This is a genomic window from Adlercreutzia sp. DFI.6.23 (assembly GCF_024462535.1).
Taxonomy (GTDB): Bacteria; Actinomycetota; Coriobacteriia; order Coriobacteriales; family Eggerthellaceae; genus Adlercreutzia; species Adlercreutzia rubneri.
Window position 1 is genome coordinate 1 of the sequence record NZ_JANGBP010000246.1, and the last position, 380, is coordinate 380.

The 380-nt window shown below is 66.6% G+C and carries 1 protein-coding gene; it reads left to right on the forward strand.

From position 1 onward, the window contains the following. Positions 1-61: 61 nt before the first annotated feature. Positions 62-380 (forward strand): hypothetical protein (locus tag NE591_RS13215; RefSeq protein WP_256156860.1); only part of this gene is annotated, 319 nt, incomplete at its 3' end.

The following is a 380-nucleotide window of genomic DNA, read 5'->3' on the forward strand; positions in this document are numbered from 1 at the left end:
CGCATCGAGATCGCCTGGCCCATTCTGAACGACACGCTGCGCAACCAGGTGCTGGGGGTATTTGGGCATCTGCTACTCCGACACCGCCAAGCTGCGCGAGCTTCTGCCCGACGGCTCCTACACGGCGCTCGGCGCCTTCGCTGAGCGCGACGAGAACGGGGAGGTAGAGCTGTTCAATTCCCAGAAGTACCTCATTGCCGAAGCTCAGCGCATGAAGCTCGTGTCGGCCGAGCTGGCCGCCCGTCAGGAGGCCAACAACGGCGGCAGTGCGCGCATGGTGTTTCCGCTCGGGGAGGTGGCGACCGCAGGGAGCGCCCCGGCCGGCGCCGACGAGGTGGACGGAAGAGGAGTCGGAGTTTATCGCCCATCGCTCGCCGGAG